Annotated in this window: 14 protein-coding genes; 6 read left to right on the top strand and 8 right to left on the bottom strand. The window is 65.4% G+C overall.

Going from position 1 to position 13,254, the window contains the following annotated elements; translation table 11 throughout:
- Nucleotides 1–159: 159 nt before the first annotated feature.
- From HNP98_RS13650 to HNP98_RS13630, 5 genes are all read right to left on the bottom strand, one after another.
- Nucleotides 160–513: a hypothetical protein gene (locus HNP98_RS13650; RefSeq protein ID WP_173810637.1), complete on the bottom strand. Its 354-nt coding sequence runs from the start codon at nt 511–513 to the stop codon at nt 160–162.
- Between the two features lie 36 nt (nt 514–549).
- Entirely contained in the window at nt 550–1,536 is a 987-nt protein-coding gene (gene uvsE / locus HNP98_RS13645) for a UV DNA damage repair endonuclease UvsE (protein ID WP_173810636.1), read from the bottom strand.
- A gap of 45 nt (nt 1,537–1,581) precedes the next feature.
- Nucleotides 1,582–2,253: a carboxypeptidase-like regulatory domain-containing protein gene (locus HNP98_RS13640; RefSeq protein ID WP_173810635.1), complete on the bottom strand. Its 672-nt coding sequence runs from the start codon at nt 2,251–2,253 to the stop codon at nt 1,582–1,584.
- Nucleotides 2,254–2,376: 123 nt separating this feature from the next.
- Complete coding sequence (locus HNP98_RS13635) at nt 2,377–3,081, bottom strand: hypothetical protein (protein ID WP_173810634.1); 705 nt, start codon at nt 3,079–3,081, stop codon at nt 2,377–2,379.
- A gap of 85 nt (nt 3,082–3,166) precedes the next feature.
- A complete protein-coding gene (locus HNP98_RS13630; RefSeq protein WP_173810633.1) occupies nt 3,167–4,405 on the bottom strand; it encodes a metallophosphoesterase in 1,239 nt (412 codons plus the stop codon).
- 108 nt (nt 4,406–4,513) lie between these two features.
- On the opposite strand from HNP98_RS13630, the gene radC reads away from it, so the two are divergent.
- The gene (radC, locus tag HNP98_RS13625; RefSeq protein ID WP_246275133.1) at nt 4,514–5,245 is read left to right on the top strand and encodes a RadC family protein; all 732 of its coding nucleotides are present in this window, start codon (nt 4,514–4,516) and stop codon (nt 5,243–5,245) included.
- A 108-nt stretch (nt 5,246–5,353) separates the two neighbouring features.
- Entirely contained in the window at nt 5,354–5,959 is a 606-nt protein-coding gene (locus HNP98_RS13620) for a DUF1684 domain-containing protein (RefSeq protein ID WP_173810631.1), read from the top strand.
- A gap of 19 nt (nt 5,960–5,978) precedes the next feature.
- On the opposite strand, the gene HNP98_RS13615 is transcribed toward HNP98_RS13620, so the two are convergent.
- The 3 genes from HNP98_RS13615 to HNP98_RS13605 are packed head-to-tail and all read right to left on the bottom strand — an operon-like array spanning nt 5,979 to nt 8,028.
- Nucleotides 5,979–6,719 carry a ferredoxin reductase gene (locus tag HNP98_RS13615; RefSeq protein ID WP_173810630.1) on the bottom strand — a complete coding sequence of 247 codons (741 nt, stop codon included), beginning with the start codon at nt 6,717–6,719 and terminating at the stop codon, nt 5,979–5,981.
- Nucleotides 6,716–7,357 (bottom strand): sulfite oxidase-like oxidoreductase, encoded by a 642-nt coding sequence (locus HNP98_RS13610; protein ID WP_173810629.1) that lies wholly within the window; start codon nt 7,355–7,357, stop codon nt 6,716–6,718. The genes HNP98_RS13615 and HNP98_RS13610 overlap by 4 nt, the downstream gene beginning before the upstream one ends.
- A 50-nt stretch (nt 7,358–7,407) precedes the next feature.
- Nucleotides 7,408–8,028: a Uma2 family endonuclease gene (locus HNP98_RS13605; protein ID WP_173810628.1), complete on the bottom strand. Its 621-nt coding sequence runs from the start codon at nt 8,026–8,028 to the stop codon at nt 7,408–7,410.
- A 128-nt stretch (nt 8,029–8,156) separates the two neighbouring features.
- Between HNP98_RS13605 and pheT the strand changes: the two genes are divergently transcribed.
- From pheT to rny, 4 genes are all read left to right on the top strand, one after another.
- Complete coding sequence (gene pheT, locus HNP98_RS13600) at nt 8,157–10,589, top strand: phenylalanine--tRNA ligase subunit beta (protein ID WP_173810627.1); 2,433 nt, start codon at nt 8,157–8,159, stop codon at nt 10,587–10,589.
- A 154-nt stretch (nt 10,590–10,743) separates the two neighbouring features.
- Nucleotides 10,744–11,040, top strand: a complete 297-nt coding sequence (locus tag HNP98_RS13595) for a hypothetical protein (protein ID WP_173810626.1) — start codon at nt 10,744–10,746, stop codon at nt 11,038–11,040.
- 26 nt (nt 11,041–11,066) lie between these two features.
- Nucleotides 11,067–11,360 (top strand): cell division protein ZapA, encoded by a 294-nt coding sequence (locus HNP98_RS13590; protein ID WP_173810625.1) that lies wholly within the window; start codon nt 11,067–11,069, stop codon nt 11,358–11,360.
- A gap of 129 nt (nt 11,361–11,489) precedes the next feature.
- Nucleotides 11,490–13,157: a ribonuclease Y gene (gene rny, locus HNP98_RS13585; RefSeq protein WP_173810624.1), complete on the top strand. Its 1,668-nt coding sequence runs from the start codon at nt 11,490–11,492 to the stop codon at nt 13,155–13,157.
- Nucleotides 13,158–13,254: the final 97 nt, after the last annotated feature.

Below are 13,254 nucleotides of genomic sequence, written 5' to 3'. Positions count from 1 at the left end.
TAATTGGCTCTCTTGTTAGCTGCCAACTGATTTACTGACCGGTAGACGCTGACCCGTTAGATTTTGCAGGGTCATTTAGTCGTAGTCCAACCTAATCGGCCCGAACGGCCCGGCCCCCTCGTAGCAGTTACGGGGGGGCGGGCCGTTCGGGCCGAAATATTATTCGCCCGTGCGCTCGGCGTGGGCCTGTAAGTCGCTGCCGTGGCGGCGCAGCAGGTCGGCCAGTTCGGTAAGGGGTTTCTTAAATTCGGCGGGAGCCCCGGCAGCGGCCTCACCGGTTTGGTCGCCGAGCATGCTCAGCGAGCCGGCGATGGCGGCCGTATTGAGCGCGCCGCTGGTGAGCAACGATTGCAGGTTGCCGATTTCGCGGGCAATGTCTTGCAGGCCGGGCTGGCCGCTCTGCAAAAATTGCTGCTGCCAGGTTTCGGTGTTGTCCATGGCCGAGCCCAGGGGCAGGCTGGTGAGGCCGTTTTTGAGGGCGCTGACGGTGGCGTTGAGGTGGTCGGAGGGCATGAGAAGAGAAGGGTTTAGAGAAGTAATGGTTGGCCGCTACGCGGCGTGGGAATTTTTTTGGCGCTTGCCTTTGGGCGGGGCCCCGGGGGCGGGCGGCAGGGCCAGGGGCGGCACGGGGCCCGTGGGGGCGGGGCCGGCCAGGCCGGTTTCGCGCAGAATGGCCAGCGCCCGCAGCGCGCTGGCTTCTTTGTCCTTAATTTCAAGCATCAGGTCGAAATCCAGCCCGTGCAATTCGGCCAGGAAGCCGCGGAACAGCTCCTCGGCCAGCGACACCGTGTGCTTGCCCTTGCGCTCGGCTGGGGCCTGCGAACTGTAGTCCATCATGGGCACGCCGTCGGCGGTGGGGTGCCAGGTGGCGGCGGCTAAGCGCAGGGCGTCGGCCATGGGCTCGCCGTGGTTTAGGCATTCGTGGTGGAAATTGTCGAACAGGATGGGCACGCCGGTTTGCTGGTGCAGCGCCAGGCAGTCGCGCAGGCTGAACAGCCGGTCGTCGTTTTCCACCACTACCCGGGCCCGCACGGCGGCCGGCAGCGTGGCGTATACCGCTGCAAACCGGCTCAGAGCCAGTTCTCGGTCGCCGTACAGGCCCCCCACGTGAATTTGCAGCTTCGCGGTGCCATCCAACTCCATCAGGTCCAGCATTGAGCCTTGGTACACCAGCTCTTCTACGCTACGCCGCACGATGTGGGCGTCGGGCGAGTTCAGCACCACGAACTGGTCGGGGTGAAAACTCACGCGCAAGCCGTGGGCTTTGATGTACTGCCCCAGGGCCCGGAATTCGGACCCGAAACGGGTTTGCCAAGGGAAAGTGTTGACGGGGTGCGAGCCGAAAGGAACGATGCCCGAGCCCATGCGGAAGAACAGCAGGCCCTGGGCCACGTTCCATTCGAGCAGGCGGCGCAGGCAGGCCAGGTTGGCCGCCACGGCCGCCACCAGGCGCTCGTCCGAGTACGAGGCCAGGCGGAAGGTGTTGGCCGCGCTACAATCCATGGCCTCGTTCACGCAGGGATAACCGATTTTCATACCCAGTGCTTACGCGCCCGGCCGGCCGGGGTTGGCCCGGGGGCCCTACGGCTCGTAGCCGCGGTTGTCTTTAAAGGCCTTGTTGTACTTGGCGCGGGCCTGGCGCTCCTTCTCGGCCTTGTCGGCAGCTTCCAGCTCTTTCACTTTGCGGCGCTGCTTGCCCTCGCGCGAAAACTGTTCGTAAAGCAGGCTCACGGGGCTTTCGAGGGTAGGCACGGGGGCCTTGGGGGCACTCGAATCGACGGGGAACAGGGGTTTGGGCTTGGGCGGGCGCTTGGCCCCGCTCACCACCGGGGGCACGGGCCGCTTCATGTTGCGCAGCGCCCGGTTAATCATGGCCCGGTCGGGGCGGTCGCCGTTCACGCGCACCTCGCCCAGGCGCACGCTGTCGCGCTGGAGCTGCACCTGAATGACGAGCTGCGAGAGGCCCATGCCGCCCAGCGGCAGCTGCCGTGGCTTGAAGCCCACGGCCCGGAACAGCAGCGTATCGGTGTTGAGCACGTCAATCTCAAACTCGCCCTTGAGCCCCGCCGCCAGGCCGCGCCGGGTGCGCTGCACCCGCACAGTGGCCCCTGGAATGGGCTCGCGCGAATCGAACGCCGCGATGGTGCCGCTCACGCGCACTTGCTGGGCCCGGGCCGGCAGGGCCAGCCCGGCCAGCAGCGCCAGCACCCAAGGCCAGCCGCGGCGCGTGCATCCAAAAAATCGCAACGTCATGCAGAAACTATAAACGCCAAAAACCGTCCGGCGGGCTTACCAAAGAGCAAAGAAAAGCCCGCGCCGTTGCAGGCGCGGGCTGTAGTAGACCAACGGACCGGAACGCCCGGCCAACCGCCCGGCTTATTGCTTCATTTTGGAGCCGTCGCCGTCTTTTATTTTTACTTGGCCGTCGGGCTTCACCTTGATTTTGGTGCCGTCGGTGAGCTTGGTTTTCGACTTGCCAACGGTGCCGCTGGCGGCATTCGTCGAGCTGCTCATGGCATTGTCGGACGTGCTGCCGCTCATGGCGCTGCCGCTGCCGCTGCTTTTGTCGCGGTTGGTGCTGTTGCTGATATTGGCCCCCGACGTGTCGGCTGGCAGGTCCGACGAGGCCCCGGCGTCGTTGCTCATGTAGTTGGTCTCATCGTAGTTCGTGCGGCTCGACTCGTACGATTTATACTGCGCCGGGTCGGTGTAAATACTTTTAAACTCGGTATCGGTGGCCGTCATGGCCTCGCGGGTGGCGGCGGATTGGCCGGTGGTGTCCGTAGCGTATTTGGTGTGCAGCTCGCCGAGGCGCTTGGAGCGGTTATAGTAGGCCGTGCGAATTTTTTCGCGCATGGCCGGGTCGGTCACCTTCATGTCGGCCGCGTACTTGTCGGCAATCCGCTGCGAGCGGGTTTTGTACGCCTCGTCGGTGTACATCGTGTTGGATGTCATCGTGGACTTCATGGCCGTCGAGTCGCCGGGCGTGCCCGTGGTGGTCGTGGTGTCCGTCTTTTTTATTTGCGAGCAGGAAGCCAGTGAAAGGGCCGTACCGGCGACTAAAAACAGGTAGTTTTTCATGGTAGCTGGGAGTGGGGGAAGGGATTAAACGGGTGCGTCGTTCGCTATACAGGTCCCGTCAAAGCAGAGTTAAGCGACCCGGCCCCTACGCCCGTTGCAGCTCAAACACCGTGATTTCGGGCAGGAACCCCACCCGGCCGGGGTAGCCGAGGAAGCCCAGGCCCACGTTCACGTACAGCTTCTGGCGGCCCTGTTCGTAGAGGCCGGCCCACTGCTTGTAGCTGTACTGCACGGGGCTCCACTTGAAAAACGGCAGGTTTACCCCAAACTGCATGCCGTGGGTGTGGCCGCTGAGCGTCAAGTCGATGTCCGGGTAGTTCAGTACCTGCGCTTCCCAGTGCGAAGGGTCGTGCGAGAGCAGGATTTTGAACGGCGCGTCGCCGCTGGCCGCGTGGGCCTGCGGCAAGTTGCCGTGCTTGGGGAAGTTGGCGTGGCTGCTCCAGTTTTGCACGCCCAGCACGGCAATTTTGTCACCCCCGCGCGCAATGGTGTGGCTGGTGTCGTTGAGCAGCGTCCAGCCGATTTTGGCGTGGTTCTGCATCAGGCGCTCCAGGTTGGCGCGCTTGGCGGCGGGGCTTCCCCATGGCACGTAGTCGCCGTAGTCGTGGTTGCCGAGGCTGGAAAAAATGGGCAACTCCGACCGGATGCCCGCCAGGGCCGGAATGTGGGGCTCGACCTCGGTGGCCACGTTGTTCACCAGGTCGCCGGTCATCAGAATCAGGTCGGCTTTCTGGGCGTTGATGAAGCGCACGGCCCGTTGCAGCGGCTCGGTGGAGGTGAAGCTGCCCGTGTGCAAGTCCGAGATTTGCAGCACTTTGAAGCCGTCGAAGGCCGGCGGCAGGTTCGGGTACTTCAGCACCACGCGGCGCACCTGGTAGTCGGTGGCCCCGCGTACCACGCCCCACAGCAGCGCCACGAACGGCACGGCGCCCAGCCCCAGCGCCACCTTGGCCAAAAACTCGCTGCGCGAAACCGCGTCGCCCGCCGCCCCGGCCGGCCGCGTGGCGGCGCTCAGGGCCCAGCGGCCCAGCCGCGTCAGGTCTTCGAGCAGCAGCGGGAGCAGCACCACCAGCTTGGTGACGAGCACCAGCAGCAACAGGCTGAGGAGGCGGCTTTTGAGCAGGGCGTTGCCCGATTGCCGGGTGGGCCCCGCCCACAGGGCCAGACCCCACACGGCCGCCGTGAGCAGCCAGTAGCCCCAGGCCCACGCGCGCCGGGGCCCCTCGTCGAGGTGTTGGGTGAGGGTGCGGGTGGCCTGGTAGCCGTACCACTCGGCCAGGAGCACCGTGGCCAATACAAGCAGCAAAATGGTGGGGTTGCGCATAAATACGGGCGGCGCGGCAAGTGCGCCGGCCTCCTAAACGTAAACCGGCCGCTTTTGCTTGGCCAAGGGCTAAATTTCGGCTCTGAAATAACGCCGTGTACGATGGATATGACTGATAATCTGGCCGAAGAATCAGCCCCGGCCTACGCCGCGCCGGCGGCCCTGGGCATCAAAAGCTGGGCCGAGGAAGACCGCCCCCGCGAGAAGCTCATGGCCAAGGGCCGCGCCGCGCTGTCCGATGCCGAGCTGATTGCCATCTTGATAGGGTCGGGCACCGTTAAGCTTTCGGCCGTGGACGTGGCCAAGCTCATGCTGCAAGGCGTGGGCCACGACCTCAACGAGTTGGCCCGCCAGGGCGTGAAGCAGCTCTGCCGCCACCCCGGCATCGGCGAGGCCAAGGCCATTGCCGTGGTGGCCGCGCTGGAGCTGGGCCGCCGCCGCAAGGAGGCCGACGCGCCCGCCCGCACCACCATCACCTGCTCGCGCGACATTTACAACCTCGTGCGCCCCAACCTGATGGACCTGCCGCACGAGGAATTCTGGGTGATTTTGCTGAACCGCGCCAACGTGGTGATGCGCAAGGTGGCCGTGAGCCAGGGCGGCGTGGCCGGCACCGTGGCCGACCCGAAAATGATTTTCAAGGAGGCCCTGGAGCAGCTGGCCAGCAGCCTCATCCTGGTGCACAACCACCCCAGCGGCAACCGCCAGCCCAGCGCCGCCGACCTGGCCCTCACCAAAAAGCTGCGCCAGGCCGGCGATTTCCTCGATTTGCCCGTCCTCGACCACCTCATTTACACCGACCGCGGCTACTACAGCTTCGCCGACGAGGGCGTGCTGTGAGTAATTTTGCACTGCGCGAACGGAAGGAGAAGGCGCTTTCCTGAAGGCCCTACCCAAGGGAAATCCTTTTTGTTTTTGTTCGCGCTGTGCGAACCTGGCGCCTGTTTCATGAAAACCAAGCTCTTGATTATTGGCGGCGCGGTGGCCGTCGTAGGTTTCTCGGTGCTGGACATTGCCCAGGGCCCCGACCCGTATTTTGCCCGAGTGCAAGCGGCGCGGAAGGCCAAGAACAGCGCCTTCCGAGGCGGCAACGAGTCGCCGCTGACCGAGGCGCAACGCCCGCAATTCGACAGCCTGAACTACTTCGCGCCCGATAAGAAGTACCTCGTCACGGCCCAGTACGCGCCCCTGGCCCGCCTGGCCCCGGTGGCGATGCAGATGACCGACCGCCGCGCTGAGCCCTACACGCCCTGGGGCCGGGCCACTTTCGAGCTGAACGGCCAGCGCCAGCAGCTTACCCTGTTCCGCAAAACCACCGATTCCACCCTGTTCGTGCCCTTCACCGACGCCAGCAACGGCCGCGAAACCTACGGCGGCGGCCGCTACCTCGACGCCGCCGTGCCCGCCGAGGGGGCCACTACCGTCGTGCTGGATTTCAATCAGGTGTACAATCCTTACTGCGCCTACACCAACGGCTACAGTTGCCCCGTGCCGCCGCCCGAAAACCGCTTGAGCGTGGCCGTGCCAGCCGGCGAAAAATCCTTCCATGATTAAAGCCCCACGGGCCCCGGCCCTATTGCCCCGTGGGCCCGAACCGCTCGGTGCGGATGGATTCGTCGGGCAGGCCCTGGGCCTGGAGCAGCGTGGCGACGCTTTCCACTAGGCCGGTGGGCCCGCAGACGTAGCACTGCGGCGGGCCGGGCAGGTGGCCCACGGCCTCGGCCAGCATGGGGGCATCGGCGCGCCGGTGGCAGCCCGCCCAGCCGGCGGGGGCTTGGCGGGTGTAAGTGAGCAGCAGCGTGAAGGCCGGGTCGGCCCGGGCCATGGCCTCCAGCTCCTGCTGATAGATAACTTCCTCTGGCGCGCGGACGCTGAACAGCAGGACGGCCGGGTTGCGCAACCCGGCGCGTTGGCGGTGGCGCAGCATGGCCATCAGCGGCACCACGCCCGAGCCGCCGGCTACCAGCAGGAGCGGGGCGGCGGGGGCCCCGGCGGGCCACACGAAGTAGCCGCCGATGGGCCCCCGCAGCTCCAACTGGTCGCCTACGGCCACGCCCTCGTGTAGGTAGCCCGACACTTCGCCGTCGGCAATCAGCTCCACGGTGAAGGCTACCTCGCCGGTTTGTTCCGGGGGCGAGGCGATGGAGTAGCTGCGCTCGGTTTGGTATCCGTCGGGGGCGCTTAGGCGCAGGTCGTAGTGCTGGCCGGCGCGGTGGGCCGCCCAGTGCGGTAGGCTGAGGGTGAAGGTTTTAACGCGGGGCGTGTCGGGGGTGATGGCTGTTACGGTGCCGATTTGCCAATCGAGCCGGCTCATGGGCGCGAACTGCTGGGGTCGGCCTCGTCGTCGTCGCTGCCGTAGCGCTGCTCCTTCCACGGGTCGCCGTGCATGCTGTAGCCCGCCTCCTCCCAAAAGCCCGGCTTGTCGACGCCCAGCAGGCGCAGGCCCTGCACCCACTTGGCGCTTTTCCAGAAGTAGAGGTGCGGCACCACCAGCCGCGCGGGGCCCCCGTGCTCCGGCGTCAGCAGCTTGCCTTCGTACTGCAAGCCAATGAACGCCTGGGCGTTGCGCAGGTCGGCCAGCGGCAGGTTGGTGGTGTAGCCGCCGTAGGAGAAAGCCAGGGCAAACGCCGCTTCGGGCTTCAGCTGCACGTGTTCCAGCAGCGTGTCCAGGCTCACGCCGCGCCACTTGGTGTCGAATTTCGACCACTTCGTAACGCAGTGGATGTCGGGGTTAAAATCCTGCTGTGGCAGCGCGTTGAATTCGTTCCAGCTCCACCGCACCGGGGTTTCCACCAGGCCTTCGAGGCGGAACTCCCAGTTGGCCAGGTTGATGCGCGGCGTGGGCCCCGCCGTGAGCACCGGAAAATCCCGGGTTTCGTACTGGCCGGGCGGCAGCTTGTGGGCCCCGTCGGCGGGCCGCTTGGCGTGGAAACCTTTGTTGACGAAGGGCATGAGAGGCGGGCGTATAAACGGTGGAATGAAGCGCGAAAGCCGGCGCGTGGTCAGCTCTTCAACTCCCGCAAATCGAGCCGGAAGCCCGGCAGCACCGGCTCGCCGCTCAGCTCCTGGTCGAAGCCCTGCACGGTTTGCACGGGCTGGCCGGGGGCGTACACGTAGGCCGTCTCGGTTTCGGTGTTCAACAAAAAGCCCAGGCGCACACCGTGTTGCAGCCACTGCTCCATCTTGGCTTGCAGGGTTTTGAGGTTGTCAGAAGGGGATTTGACCTCGATGATGAAGTCGGGGCAGACGGGCAGAAATTTCCTTCGCTGCTGCGCCGTGAGGCGGGCCCACGTGGCGGCCGGCACCCAGGAAACATCCGGCGACAGCACGATGCCCTCGGATAAGTAAAAGCCCACGGAGGACTCAAATGAGCGTCCACCGTACCGGCGGCTCCACAGGGCCAGCTGAAAATAGACGTCGCCGTTGGTGGCGCTGGAATCTCCTCCTACGGGGGGCATAATGCTGATTTCGTGGTCTGCCGTCCGCTCGATGCGAACGAGGTCGTTTTCCTGGCAGAACTGAAAAAACTCGTCGTCGCTGAGCCCGGCAATCAGGGCCCCTCGCAAAACGGTGGCTTCGGCCGCGTCGGGCCGCGGGACGGGGGCTTCCGATACTTGCTTCATGGCGGATGAAGGGGTTGGTGTTGGGCTAAGATACGCGCCGGGGCCCCGAATCGGTCATCCGGCCCCGCCGTACCTTTGCCCGGGTTGAGCGGCAACAATTTAGCCCTCAACCATTCAACAATTCCCCCATGCGCATCTCCTTCGACTGGCTCAAAACGCTCATTCCCACCGATAAAACCGCCGCCGAGATTGGGGCCCTGCTCACCGGTTCCGGGTTGGAAGTGGAAAGCCTGGAGGAGCTGGAAAGCATCCCGGGCGGGCTGCGCGGCGTGGTGCTGGGCACGGTGCTCACCCGCGACAAGCACCCCGACGCCGACAAGCTCAGCCTGACCACCGTGGACGTGGGCGACGGCACGCCGCGCCAAATCGTGTGCGGGGCCCCCAACGTGGCCGCCGGCCAGCGCGTGGTGGTGGCCCTGGAGGGCGCCACGCTGCACCCCACGGCCGGCGAGCCGTTCAAAATCAAGAAGAGCAAAATCCGCGGCGCGGCCTCCGAGGGCATGATTTGCGCCGAGGACGAAATCGGCCTGGGCACCTCGCACGCCGGCATCATGGTGCTCGACACCGACTTGCCCAACGGCACGCCCGCCGCCGACTACTTCGGCCTGGGCACCGATACGGCCTTCGAAATCGGCCTCACGCCCAACCGTGCTGACGCCGCCTCGCACTACGGCGTGGCCCGCGAGCTGCGGGCCCTGCTGCGCCAGCCCGCCCACTTGCCCGACGTGCGCGGCTTCCGGGCCCCCGCCAGCGGCGAGGCCATCGGCGTGACCGTAGAAGATGCCGCCGCCTGCCGCCGCTACGCCGGCCTGCTGCTGGACAACGTGCGCGTGGGGCCCTCGCCCGACTGGCTCCAGCGCCGCCTGCGCAGCATCGGCCTCTCGCCGATTAACAACGTGGTGGACGTGACCAACTTCGTGCTGCACGAGCTGGGCCAGCCCCTCCACGCCTTCGACGCCGACCAGCTGGCGGGCCACGGCATCGTCGTGAAGCGGGCCGTTGAAGGCGAGAAGTTCGTGACCCTCGACGGCACGGAGCGCACCCTGACGGCCGACGACCTGGTGGTGGCCGACGGCACCGGGGCCCCGCTGGCCCTGGCCGGCGTGTTCGGCGGCAAAACCTCGGGCGTGGGCCCCGCCACCACCCGCGTGTTCCTCGAAAGTGCCTACTTCGCGCCCGCCGCCGTGCGCCGCACTAGCCAAACCCACGGCCTGAAAACCGACGCCTCGTTCCGCTTCGAGCGCGGCACCGACCCCGAGATGGTGCTGCCGGCTCTGCACCGCGCCGCCCTGCTGCTGCAAGAAGTGGCCGGGGCCCAGCCCGCCGCGCCCGTCGTGGACGTATACCCCGCGCCCATCGGGCCCACGGCCGTGCGCCTGCGCCTGCCCCGCGTGGCACGGCTGGTGGGCCAATACATCGAGCCCGCCCGCATCCGGCAGATTTTGAGTGACTTGGAGATTAAAATCACCGCCGAAAACACCGACGCGCAGGGCCAGGAAGAGTGGACGCTGGCCGTGCCCCCGCACAAGGTGGACGTGGCCCGCGAAGCCGACGTCATCGAGGAGATTCTGCGCATCTACGGCTACAACAACGTGGCGCTGCGGCCCCACAACTCGGCCACGTTCCTGGCCAAGTTCCCAAACCCCGACCCGGAAGTGCTGCGCCAGAAGATTGCTGCGCTGCTCAGCGGCCAGGGCTTTTCGGAAATTCTGACCAACTCGGTGGTGAACGCCGCTTACTTCGAGGGCCCCGGGGCCCCCGACCCGGCCCTGGTGCGCCTGCTCAACCCCAACAGCGTGGAGCTGAACGTGCTGCGCCCCTCCCTGCTGCCCTCGGGCTTGGAAACGGTGCGCTACAACACCAACCGTCGCCAGAAAGACCTGAAGATCTACGAGTTCGGAAAAACTTACCACCGCCGCGCCGACGGCGGCACCGACGAGCGCAACGTGCTGGCCCTCTACCTGACGGGCAACGCCACGGCCGAAACCTGGCAATACCCGGCCCGCAAAGCCGCCTTCCCCGACCTGGCCGGGGCGGTGGCGCAGGTGCTGGCGGCCCTGGGCCACGCGCAGCCCGCCCAGCAGCCCACCGACCACCCCTACTTGGCCGGCGGCCTGGCCCTGCTGGCCCACAACCAGCCCGTGGCCCAGGCCGGGGCCGTGGCCGCGCCCCTGCTCAAGCGCCTCGACGTGGGCCAGCCCGTGTGGTACGCCGAGCTGGACTGGGACGGCCTCGTGCGCAAGTACCGCCCGGCCCTGGTGGCCCGCGAGCTGCCCAAGTTCCCGGAGGTGCGGCGCGACCTGAGCGTGGTCGTGGACCAGGCCGTGACCTTCGACCAGCTGTGCCGCATTGCCCTGCGCACCGAGAAGAAGCTGCTGCAAAGCGTGAACGTGTTCGACGTGTACGAGGGGCCCAACCTGGGCGCGGGCAAGAAGTCGTACTCGGTGAGCTTCGCCTTGCAGGACTTCACGCAAACCCTTAGCGAGCAGGCCATCGACCAGGTGATGCAGCGGCTCATCGCGCAGTTCGAGCAGCAGGCCGGGGCCCTGATTCGGAAGTAGGGCGGCGTAAAACGGCGTGGCACTCCGTTCCTGCCCGGCAATGGTGGAACGAAGTGCCTTTTGGCCTCCTGCAATCCAAACGGAGTACCACTCCGTTCTACAAGCGCGGAAGTGACCTACACTGTACCTTACGTCCCGAAAAAAACTTACCCCTTTGGCCTCGTCCCAACAGCTTGCTCAACTCGACCGCCTGGAACGGCAGGTGACCACTTTAGTGGCTGCCTATCAGCAATTGCGCGAGGAGCTGGCCGACGCCAACACCACCGTGCAACAGCTCCGGGGCGACGTGCGCGAGCGGGACCGCCAGCTCAAGGAGCGGCAAAACCAGGAAAATATCGTTAAACTTGTGCAAACCATAGCTGGGGAACCCACCCACGCCAACGAATTAAAACAACGCCTCAACGAATACATCCGCGAACTGGATAAGTGCCTTGCCTATTTGAAGGAATAACTCGGTTTTTTCTCAACTGACATTTTATGAGCGAGTTAGCCATAAAAATCCGTATTGCCGACCGCGACTACCCCATGCGGGTGGACGTGGCCGACGAAGAGCGGCTGCGCTTGGCCGGCCGCCAGTTAGGCGACCGGCTCCGCGAATTCCGCGAGCAGTACGGCATCCAGGACAAGCAGGACTTGCTGGCGATGGTGGCCCTGGCCACAATGGCCGACCAACTGAAAGTAAGCAAGGAAAAAGATGGTACCGACGCGGCGCTGACCGAGCGCCTGGCTCGCCTCGACGAGCTGATGTCGGGCGTGGTGCTGGCGGCCTAACGGCCGGCGGCACTGGCACACGTTGGCCCGGACCGGGCGCAGCCGCGGCAATTGGCCGCGCGGCGCCGGGCCAGGCAGGGGAAAGTTTGCCGGTTATGGTTTTTGAACCTTTTCAAAAACCATAACTACATGTCAACCATAATCATATACTGTTTGCTGGCCGCGGCGGTCGCCCTCGTGGCGGGCCTCGCGGTGGGCCGGCAGCTGGCCGGCAAAGCCCGGCAGGACCACGAGGGCCAGGCGCAAGCGCGGGCCCAGCAAATTTTGCAGGAAGCCGAAGAGAAGGGCAACCGCATCCGCGAAGAGCGCATCCAGCAGTCGAAGGACAAGAACCGCCAGCAGCGCAACGACTTCGACCAGGAAAGCCGCCGCCTCAAGGCCGAACTGGAGGCCGAGCTGGCCCAGCGCCGCCAGGGCGTGATGGAGCAGGAGCAGGGCATTAAAAAGCTCACCGAAACCACCCAGCGCCAGCTCGAGCAGCTGCAACGCAAGGAGAAAGAGCTGGAAGCCGCCCGCGAGAAAAACCAGGCCGACACCCAGCAGTTGCGCGACAAGGTGGAGGACCAGAACGAGAAGCGCCGCGTGGCCCACGAAACCGCCGTGGCCGAACTCAAACAAAAGGAAGAAGAGGCTGAAGCCCAGCTGCACGCCGTGCAGCGGCAGCTCGAAACCGTGGCCAACCTCACCGCCGCCGAGGCCCGTGAGCAGCTCGTGGATTCGCTCAAAAACGAGGCCCAGATTCAGGCGAGCTCCTTCGTGAAGGACACCGTGGCCCAGGCCAAGCTCACGGCCACCAAGGACGCCAAAAAGATTGTGCTCGAAACCATTCAGCGCACGGCCTCGGAGCACGCCATCGAGAACTGCGTGTCGGTGTTCAACATCGAAAGCGACGACATCAAGGGCAAAATCATCGGCCGGGAGGGGCGCAACATCCGGGCCCTGGAAGCGGCCACGGGCGTGGAAGTGATTGTGGACGACACCCCGGAGGCCATCATCATCTCGGGCTTCGACCCGGTGCGCCGCGAAATTGCCCGCCTCTCGCTGCACCTGCTCGTGAAGGACGGCCGCATCCACCCCGCCCGGGTGGAGGAAATCGTGGCCAAGACGACCAAGAAAATCGAGGAGGAAATCATCGAGATTGGGGAGAAAACCATCATCGACCTCGGCATCCACGGGCTGCACCCCGAGCTGGTGCGCATGGTGGGCCGGATGCGCTTCCGCAGCAGCTACGGCCAGAACCTGCTGCAACACAGCCGCGAAGTGGCCAACCTCTGCGCCACGATGGCCGCCGAGATGGGCCTCGACGTGAAGAAGGCCAAGCGGGCCGGCCTGCTCCACGACATCGGCAAGGTGAGCAGCGAGGAACCCGAGCTGCCCCACGCCATCCTGGGCATGGAGATGGCCAAGAAGTACAAAGAGCACCCCGACGTGGTGAACGCCATCGGGGCCCACCACGACGAAATGGAGATGACGGCCATGATTTCGCCGCTTGTGCAGGCCTGCGACGCCATTTCGGGCTCGCGCCCGGGGGCCCGCCGCGAGATGATGGAGAGCTACATCAAACGCCTCAAGCAGCTGGAGGAAACGGCCAGCGCCTTCAAGGGCGTGAACCAGTGCTTCGCCATCCAGGCCGGCCGCGAGCTGCGGGTGATGGTGGACGCCGAGAACGTGACCGACGAGCGCGCCGCCGAGCTGAGCTTCGAGATTTCGCAGAAAATCGAGAAGGAAATGCAGTACCCCGGCCAAATCAAAATCACCGTGATTCGGGAGATGCGGGCCGTGGCCTACGCCAAGTAGCGGTTTTTACTGGTCCCAAAAAGGCCCCTTGCAGCTGCGGCTGCGAGGGGCCTTTGTTTTACTTTTAGGACTGACGGGTGCAACCTTCCGCTGGCCA

It is taken from the genome of Hymenobacter caeli (assembly GCF_013294115.1).
Lineage (GTDB): Bacteria > Bacteroidota > Bacteroidia > Cytophagales > Hymenobacteraceae > Hymenobacter > Hymenobacter caeli.
The sequence above is the reverse complement of the archived record's forward strand: the minus strand, read 5'-3'. Positions and strand labels throughout refer to the sequence as shown.